Genomic DNA, 9893 nt, shown 5'->3' on the forward strand with positions numbered 1-9893 from the left:
TTGTCGATTATTGCTAAGTTCCGTATAATAGGCTTAACTATGCTTTGGGATTGGGGATGTTATATGAGCAAGTTATCCATCGTTGCCTATACAGTTGGAAGTTTGTTTTTTCTTGTCAGTTGCTCACTTTCAATCTTTTACGGATATAAGATCGTTACCCACCACTTACCTAAGGAGGAAAGCGCAGTAAAGAAGTATAGCTACCATCTTATTCTTGTTCCTGAAGAGTTAGATAATGATTATTGGAAGCTTGTAGAAAAAGGGGCAAAGAAGGCAGCAGAAAAATATAGTGTTCAGCTGGAATATGCTGGGCCGAAGCAGGCAAATATTGATGATCATGTAAAAACAATTGAAATGTCAGCTGCTTCAAAAGTTGATGGGATCATTACACAGGGATTGAGTGACGAACAATTTACTCCGCTTATTAATCGGGTCGTAGCGAAGGGAATCCCTGTTATCACGGTCGATACGGACACCTCGAACAGTAAAAGGCTGGCCTATATTGGAACGGATAATTATTATTCCGGCTTTTTAGCAGGGAAAGCTTTGATAGCGGATACAAAGGGTAATGCCAATGTAGCGATTATTACGGGGAGCTTTTATGCGAATCATATGCAGCAGCGAGTTAAGGGATTTCAGGATGCTGTTAAAGCAGAAAAAGGAATCCATATCATTGCTGTGGAAGAGTCAGAGATTAGCAGAGTGAAAGCAGCGGAAAAAGCCAACCAAATTTTGCAGGATCACCCTGAGGTCAACGCGTTCTTTGGGACAAGTGCCTTGGATGGCATCGAAATTGCCCAAGTGGTCGAAAAATATAAAAAACAGAATCAAATTTATATTATTGGCTTTGATACACTACCGGAAACGCTTAAGTTGATAAGAAAGGGAACCATTAAGGCAACCGTTGTCCAGGAACCATTTCAAATGGGTTATGGGGCAGTAAAAATGATGATTGATCTAATTGAGGGGAAAAAGGTTTCGCCTATTGTCCATACGGATACTCGAATTTTGAGAATAAGCGATTTATCCGTGAATAATGGCAGAATGGGGGAGCATGAATGATGTTATTTCGGATTAGATCAAAATTGCTGCTTTATTTCATTGTCCTTGTAGTTTTGTTAACTTCGGTCGGGTTCTTTTTTTATAACAGTAGTGAAAAGCTGGTGACGGAATATGATGACAGCTTTGAACGATTTCTTTTGCTAAATGATATTTCGCAAAGATCCAATTTACTTACGGAAAAGCTTCATGGGTATATTTTAGATAAGGATGAATCCTACCTAAAAGACTATCGAAAAGAAAAGCTAAAGCTTATTAAGGACCAAAAGAGGCTTTATAAAGTAATCAATACGAATGAGATTACGCTTACAAATTATAAAAATATGATTGATAGTTTTTTGGATGAAGGGGATGCCACTGTTGGTGCATTTAAGCAGGACGAGATTAATCAATATTCGGGTCATTTTAATGAAGTATTGAAAATAAACTCATTTCTTCAAGAAAGCACTCTTGCACTATTAAATAATAAACTGACGGACTATCAAAAATTATATGATCAAATGGAGAAGCAAAACCATTATTATAAGCTCATGTCGATTTCCCTTTTTGCGGCTGCTTTTTTTCTAAGCACTTTGTTAGCATTATGGATTTCCGGCGGTATTACGAAGCCAATTAGATTGTTATCACATGCAGCTAAGGAGATTTCAATTGGAAACTTAGCAGGTGAGGATATAAAAATTACCACAAAGGACGAACTTAAGCCATTAACAGAAACCTTTAACCAAATGCGTACGAACCTTAGACAGCTCGTAACGGAAATCAAACAACAAGGGGAGTTGGATAAGTTATTAAAAGAATTGGAGTTAAAGAGTCTCCAAAATCAAATCAATCCTCATTTCCTATTCAATACATTGAATGCGGTTTCAAAAATGGCCTATTTGGAAGAAGCGGAACAGACTACAAGATTAATAGAAGCTGTTGCTGCCATACTAAGATATAACTTGAGTGATTTCGACAAGGCCTCAACGCTAAGAGAAGAAGTGAGAATTGTTCAAGAGTATTTTTATATCCAACAAACACGTTTTGGGGAACGGATTCAATTTGTGACCGACATCGAGGATGATTGTTTAGATATTGAAATCCCTAGTTTAATCTTACAGCCATTAATTGAGAATGCATTCATGCATGGGGTTGAATCCTACGAAGAAAATGGGATCATCCGTCTTCATATATACAGGCATAATCATCAGATTTACGTCGAAGTCATTGATAACGGTACGGGAATGGAAGATACCACCAAGAATAGATTGCTCAAATATGTAGAATGTATCGAACCAGAAGAAAGATACGAAGCTGAAAAATCAAAAGGTCAGTCAACGGGTATTGGTGTGAAAAATGTGGTAAGAAGGCTGCAGCTCTTTTATCAGAGAAATGACATTGTTGAAATTGAATCAGAAGTAGACCATGGAACCAATTTTAGACTTACGATTCCTGATGTTACCAAAGGGGGAAAAGGCCTTGTTGAAAATTCTTATTGTGGATGATGAAGTCTTGGAGCGGACGGCATTAACGAAGATCATTAACCGTTCATCCATGGACGTAATTGTCATTGGAGAAGCCCCTAATGGAAGAAAGGCAATTGAAATGGCCACGGAACATCGGCCAGATATCATTTTTATGGATATAAAAATGCCGGGAATAGATGGTGTTCAAGCCGTCAAAGCGATAAAAAAAATCGACCCTGGCATTCGGTTTATTATGGTTTCCGCCTTTAATACGTTCGAATATGCAAAGGAAGTAATGCAGCAGGGGGTTAAAGAATACATCTTAAAACCCAGCAGAAAACAAGATATTCTTGCGGCTTTGGACCGCGTTTCTGGTGACATCTTGGAGGAGAGTAAACAGCGGGAAGAGCAGCAAAATTTGCGGGTAAACCTGGACCGTGCGGTATCGATCGCCCAAAAAGAATGGGTATCGAATGTATTAGTGAATCAAGTTCAGGATATCACCTTTGATGAATGGGGCCAGCTGCTTGGGGTTGAGATTACTTCAGGATATATCATGCTTTTCTCTCTACGGCCACGGGGCATGACGGAACTTGCAGCAGTTGAAAAACAGAACTGGTATTTGTGGCTTAAGGATACCCTTAATTCTATCGTGATGAAACAAGAAATGATGGTTGGGCCGTTAACTGACGCACAGGTACCTGTTTTATTCCTCTGTAAAAAAACAACGGAAAAGGTCCAATTTAAAACCAATGCGCAGGCGGTCATCGATGGTCTGAACAGTCTTTTTGAAAAGAAATACTTGGATGCGGAACTAAGGATTGGAGTCGGTCTTCCCTACAACCATGCACATGAACTAAATAAATCCTATCATGACGCGCTAACGGCCCTGCATCACCTTGTAAAAACTCCAAATCGAAAATATTTATTTGCAGTTAAACAAGGATCTACTGAGCTCCCTTCTCAATCAGGGGTGTTAGAGATTGAGAAGAAACTATTAGAAGCTGTCCGGCAGGGAGATGTCAATCAAGTCTTGGTCATTTTTGAATCGTTTGCAACGATGCTGGCAGATGATAAGAAAATAAAAGGGTCACTAGTTAAAAAGTCATTTGATGAATTGTTTATTCTCGTTTCCCGAATGCTCCATGATTTAGGTATAAGCTATGAACGAACACCTACAGTGGAAGAGTCTGAGGATATTATGGCAATTTTTGAAAAAGGAAAGGCCCATTTATTAGCCGTCGTTCATCATGTCCAGGTGTGGCGAAACAATCACGCTAAGGGCATGCTCCATAAGGCAAAGGAATATATCGAAAACCATTATGCTGCTTCGATTACATTGGAATTAGTGGCAGAATATGTGGAGCTTAGTCCCTATTATTTTAGCAAATTATTTAAAGATCGTTTTGGGATGACCTTTATTGATTATGTGACGGAAATAAGAATCCAGCATGCCAAGGCTGAAATGGTTGACCCAGGAAAAAGCTTGAAGGAAATATGCTATTCGATTGGCTATAAGGATCCAAACTATTTTAGCCGCGTGTTTAAAAAGCATACAGGCTTATCGCCAACAGAATTTCGCAAAGTAACAGTAGGTTAATATTATTTCTCTAATGAGATCAATCCGTCGTAGTGGATTGATCTCATTTTTTGACATAAAAAATAAAGCGTTTGCAAAAAAATCTAGGTAATCACAAATTAATGCTAGACTTTTGTCCTATTGAATCGAATGCCCTCATGCTAACATAAGTGTAAGGGCTTACGCCAAGGTTAAGTGGAGCGGTTCTGCTGCCTTACCAGAGTCTTTACTAAATAGTAAAAGGAGAATGACAACATGTTTAAAAAGAAAAAAGGTTTAATTCTATCTTTAACAGTTGCATCTAGTATTCTATTAGCAACAGGATGCAGTGATTCAACAAGCGGTACAGATTCTGGAAAAGGCAAGGACAACAGTCTTCCAGCAGTTGGTGCAACTATTTACAAATTTGATGACAACTTCATGTCCTATGTTCGCCGTGCAATGGAGACTTCAGCAAAAGATAAAGTAAAGCTAATGCTAAATGACTCGCAAAACGACCAAGCAAAACAGATTGAACAAGTTGATACCCTAATTGCTAAAGGAGCAAAATCTCTAGCAATTAACCTGGTTGATCCAAAAGCAGCGCAAACAATTGTGGACAAAGCAAAAGCAAAAGATCTTCCGGTTATTTTCTTTAATAAAGAGCCTGATGCAAGTGTATTAAAAGGCTATGATAAAGCTTACTATGTTGGAACAACATCATCTGAATCAGGTGTACTTCAAGGTGAACTAATTGCAAAAGCTTGGGAAGCTAACAAAGATAAATATGACAAAAACAAAGATGGCAAGCTTCAATACGTATTACTAAAAGGTGAGCCAGGACACCCAGATGCAGAAGCTCGTACAAAATTTGCAGTGGACACTGTCAAAGAAAAAGGGATTCAAGTGGAAGAATTAGCTATGGATACAGCGATGTGGGATGCAATGAAAGCAACTGAAAAAATGGATGCTTGGCTTGCAAAATACAATGACAAAATCGAATTCGTTATTGCCAACAACGATGGTATGGCATTAGGTGCAATTGCATCTCTTGAAAAAGCAGGCTACTTCTCCGGAGACAAGTTCATGCCTGTTGTAGGTGTTGACGCGATTCCAGAAGCACTTGAAATGATTGAAAATGGTAAAATGGTTGGTTCAATCTTAAATGATGCGAAAAACCAAGGTAGCGCCACTATTCAGCTAGCAGCAAATGCAGCAAATGGCAAAGATGTATTAGACGGAACTGAGTGGAAGCTAGACGATAATAAAGCAGTTCGTGTTCCTTACATTGAAGTAACAAAAGATAATATCCAAGTTGGTAGAGACGCTTATAAGTAAGAAAAGCAGAAGCGCCTTGTCCAGGGGCTGGAATCAGCCCTTAGGCGCTCTTCGAACGAAGGAAAAGAGGTCGCTTTTCTTTCGTTCGGAGTAAGACTCCAAATATTTGGAGCTGGATACCGCAAAAAAATTATTACTCTCTTTAAAAGTTTGAGAAGCATCCTATGGAGCTCTCATCCTTTTTTAAATGGTTTCAGAGGAGGTTCGCTCATGTCAGAATCAAGTTCTACTAATTTACTAGAAATGCTTAATATAACCAAAAGGTTCCCAGGGGTACTTGCTTTAGACAATGTTTCCCTAAAAGTAAAGCCTGGATCGGTGCATGCCTTAATGGGCGAAAACGGTGCAGGAAAATCGACGTTAATGAAATGCTTATTCGGCATTTATTCGATGGATGAAGGCAAAATTCTCTTTGGTGGGAAAGAAGTTTCCTTTGCCAATTCGAAGCAAGCCCTCGAAAACGGAGTTTCCATGGTACACCAAGAACTAAATCAGGTACGTCAACAGAATGTTATGGACAATATTTGGCTGGGGCGTTATCCGAAAAAGGGCATTTTCATCGATGAAAAGAAAATGTACGAAGATACAGCGGCTATTTTTAAAAGTCTTGATATCAGTATTAATCCACGCAGTAAGGTGAGCACGCTTTCTGTTTCCGAAATGCAGATGGTGGAAATTGCAAAAGCTGTTTCCTATCATTCTAAAATTATAGTAATGGACGAACCAACCTCCTCTCTAACAGAGACGGAAGTAAATCATCTGTTCAGAATCATCAAAAGGCTTCAAAGTGAGAACGTTGCGATTATCTATATTTCACACAAAATGGAGGAAATCTTAAAGATTTCTGACGAAGTAACGATCATGCGTGATGGTCAGTATATAGCAACAAAAAGTTCGAAGGACCTAACAACCGATGAAATTATTAAATTGATGGTAGGACGTGACCTTTCACAACGGTTCCCTGAAAAAATAAACAAACCAGGTGAATTAATATTGAAAGTATCTGATTTGACTGCAGAAACACGGCCTTCTTTTTCTAATGTCGGCTTCGAGTTAAGAAAAGGCGAAATCTTAGGTATTGCCGGATTGGTTGGCTCGAAACGTACCGAGGTGGTGGAAGCATTATTTGGAATGAGGGCGCTAACATCAGGAACGATTGAATTAAATGGTAAGGTAGTTAAAAACCATTCACCGCAGCAAGCCATCAAAAATGGCTTTGCCCTTGTGACGGAGGAAAGAAGATCAACCGGTATTTTCCCAGAACTAAGCATTAGCTTTAACTCGATCATTTCTAACATGAAGCAATATAAAACAAAAAGCGGATTCTTATCTGACCGCAAAGTCGCCGATGATACCCAGTGGGTAATTGACTCCATGAAGGTAAAGACACCTTCTCAAAAGACATCGATTGGAAGTCTATCAGGTGGTAACCAACAGAAGGTAATTATTGGCCGTTGGCTGCTAACAAAACCAGATATTTTATTGCTAGATGAACCAACTAGGGGTATTGATGTCGGGGCAAAGTTTGAAATTTATCAGCTCATTAACCAATTAGCTGCGGAAGGAAAAGGAATTATCATGATTTCTTCCGAAATGCCTGAGCTTTTGGGTGTAACAGACCGAATTTTAGTCATGAGTAATGGAAAAGCAGCTGGAATTGTGGAGACTGCCAAAACATCTCAAGAAGAAATTATGCAATTAGCAGCTTTGTACTAGGAGGAATGGATATGAATACTCAAGCATCAAAAAAATCAAGCGTATCAAAATGGCTTGTTGATAACGTAATTTATGTAGTTTTAATCCTTCTTGTTGTCGGGATTGTCGCTGCTTCTCCGGACTTCTTATCGATGACAAACTTAATTAATATCTTAAGTCAATCATCCTCACGTATTATTATCGCACTTGGGGTAGCAGGTATCTTAATTACTGCAGGTACCGACCTTTCAGCTGGCCGGATGGTTGGACTTGCAGCCGTCATATCAGCCTCGATGTTGCAAGCAGGGGATTATGCATATAAAATGTATCCAAACCTGCCGGAATTACCGTTAATTGTTCCGATTGTCATTGCGATGGTAGCAACAGGTATCATTTCAGCATTAAACGGTGTCATTGTAGCAAAATTTCACGTTCCTCCATTCATTGCTACCTTAGGTATGATGATTGGTGTTTACGGACTAACTTCGATTTATTTTGACCGCCCGCCATATGGTGCGCAGCCAATTGGTGGATTAAGCCAAGCCTTTACAACTTTTGCGCAACGCGGAATAAAAATTGGCCAATATGAATTTCCATATCTCATTATTTATGCCATTGTAGTATCACTTATCATTTGGGTGATTTGGAATAAAACACAGCTAGGTAAAAATATGTACGCCATTGGTGGAAACCCAGAAGCTGCTAAGGTTTCCGGAGTAAACGTAGCAAGAAATCTGATTATCATCTACACAATCGCAGGTCTTCTATACGGCTTAACAGGGACGCTGGAAGCTGGACGTGTAGGTAGTGCAACAAACAACACAGGTAATATGTATGAACTAGATGCAATCGCAGCCTGCGTAGTCGGCGGTGTATCACTATCAGGTGGAATTGGAACCGTCCCTGGTGTTATCACAGGGGTACTGATTTTCCAAGTCATCAACTACGGATTAGCCTTCCTTGGCGTAAGCCCATACATTCAATTCATCGTAAAAGGCTTAATCATCATCGTCGCAGTAGCCTTTGACATGCGCAAACACGCAAAGAAAAAATAAGTAGATCAGTATTAAATTTGGTGTCAGGCACCGTTCGTGGACAAATGTCCACGAGTGGTGCCTGACACCTTTTTATATTTTGTGATGTTACTAATACATACAAACTATAAAACAATTTGTAAGAAAGATTTGATGTTTTGTCTAATGACAGGCCTTAGCAGTGGTGTATAATTAAATTGTTGTCTGAATATTTGCTTAAATTTAATATTAGGCTTACTTTGGGTCCCAGAACAGCTTAAAAATCAAAAGTCCGCAAATTTCTGTTTTTATCCTCCACGAGATTTTTAACATTGAATTATGCACTTAATCTCAGATAAAAAAGGGGAGTGTTTAATCATGCAACGACAAAAATTATTAATTAATGGAGAAAGACTGAAGACGACATTGGAACAATTTGCAAACTTTGGCCGGACAGAAAACAATGGGGTCACAAGGTTGTCCTTATCCAAGGAAGATATCCGGGTAAGGGATTACTTCCGTTCTTGCTGCGAGGAATTAGGGTTGACAGTCAAGGTTGATGATATGGGCTGCATGTATGCGACACTGGCTGGAACAGAAGATAAGCCTCCAATTCTTATTGGATCCCATTTGGATTCGGTGAAAAAAGGCGGCCGTTTCGATGGTGTCTTAGGGGTAGTGGCTGGTTTAGAAGTGGTTCGAACGTTTGTCGAGAATCAAATTAAACCACAAATTCCGATCACGATTGTTAACTTTACGAATGAAGAAGGTGCCAGGTTTGAACCTTCGATGATGGCATCGGGGGTCCTTTCAGGCAAATTTGAAAAGTCTGCTATGTTAAAAAAGGTAGATTCAGAGGGAGTTACTTTTGGGGAGGCTTTAAAGTCGAGCGGGTACGAAGGCGATGTGGAGAATCGATTGAAAGAGGCATCGGCCCTTTTAGAGCTCCACATTGAACAAGGCCCAATCCTTGAAAAAGAAGCATTCTCAATCGGTGTCGTCGAATGTGTGGTGGGAATGGCTTGCTATGAGATTGAAGTAACAGGGGAATCTGACCATGCCGGCACAACGCCAATGAAGATGAGAAAAGATGCCTTGTTTGCTACAAATAATTTAATCAATGAAATCCGCAGGCGGTTAGGAGTTTTAGATGAAGATTTAGTCTTCACGATTGGCAGAGTAAACGTGTACCCAAGCATCCATACGGTCATTCCGAACAAGGTGGTCTTTACTCTTGAAGCACGTCACAAGGACATGGAAATTGTCCGTACGGTAAAAAACTTCATCGAAGCACTTCCGAATTTAACCTCGTTAAATGAAGGTTGTGAGGTTAAAACAACAAAATTATGGGAGCGGGACACCGTTTGGTTCGAACCTGAAATTTGCCAGCGTTTAGAAGAATCGGCACAGTCGCTCGGGTATTCTAATAGAAGAATGGTCAGCGGTGCCGGCCATGATGCCCAATTCATTGCGAGCTTCGTTCCTGCGGCCATGCTATTTGTTCCTAGTATTAACGGCAAAAGCCATTGTGAAGAAGAGTTAACCACTTGGGAAGATTGCGAAAAAGGGATTAATGTTTTATTAGATACGGTTTTAACGATGTTAGTAAAATAGTTTTTAATTAAATAAGCTAGCTTTAAAGGGACCTTTCCGTGATGCGGAAAGGTCTCTTTATCTTTACATATTGGTGCCTAGGGGCCTATTAGATTTCTTTCTTTAAAATAGAAGTGAATAGATACAATATGAAAAAGTAGTGGTAGTAAAGCTATTGGCGACAAAAGTCAG

At 39.6% G+C, this 9893-nt stretch carries 7 protein-coding genes; all 7 read left to right on the top strand.

The features are described from left to right. The first annotated feature begins 63 nt into the window (after positions 1–63). The 7 genes from J7E67_RS24510 (at position 64) to J7E67_RS24540 (ending at position 9722) form a co-directional block, all read left to right on the top strand. Positions 64–1062 (top strand): sugar-binding protein, encoded by a 999-nt coding sequence (locus J7E67_RS24510; protein ID WP_214714179.1) that lies wholly within the window; start codon positions 64–66, stop codon positions 1060–1062. After that, positions 1059–2543 carry a sensor histidine kinase gene (locus J7E67_RS24515; RefSeq protein WP_251026972.1) on the top strand — a complete coding sequence of 495 codons (1485 nt, stop codon included), beginning with the start codon at positions 1059–1061 and terminating at the stop codon, positions 2541–2543. Before J7E67_RS24510 ends, J7E67_RS24515 begins: the two co-directional genes overlap by 4 nt. Continuing rightward, complete coding sequence (locus J7E67_RS24520) at positions 2518–4104, top strand: response regulator (protein ID WP_214714177.1); 1587 nt, start codon at positions 2518–2520, stop codon at positions 4102–4104. Before J7E67_RS24515 ends, J7E67_RS24520 begins: the two co-directional genes overlap by 26 nt. Before the next feature lie 234 nt (positions 4105–4338). Next, positions 4339–5400, top strand: a complete 1062-nt coding sequence (mglB, locus tag J7E67_RS24525; RefSeq protein WP_168241724.1) for a galactose/glucose ABC transporter substrate-binding protein MglB — start codon at positions 4339–4341, stop codon at positions 5398–5400. Between the two features lie 210 nt (positions 5401–5610). Then, entirely contained in the window at positions 5611–7116 is a 1506-nt protein-coding gene (gene mglA / locus J7E67_RS24530) for a galactose/methyl galactoside ABC transporter ATP-binding protein MglA (protein WP_214714175.1), read from the top strand. 11 nt (positions 7117–7127) lie between these two features. Then, positions 7128–8150 (top strand): galactose/methyl galactoside ABC transporter permease MglC, encoded by a 1023-nt coding sequence (gene mglC, locus J7E67_RS24535; RefSeq protein WP_214714173.1) that lies wholly within the window; start codon positions 7128–7130, stop codon positions 8148–8150. A gap of 336 nt (positions 8151–8486) precedes the next feature. Next, complete coding sequence (locus J7E67_RS24540; RefSeq protein WP_214714171.1) at positions 8487–9722, top strand: Zn-dependent hydrolase; 1236 nt, start codon at positions 8487–8489, stop codon at positions 9720–9722. Positions 9723–9893 lie beyond the last annotated feature (171 nt).

This window comes from Bacillus sp. ISL-46 (assembly GCF_018613205.1).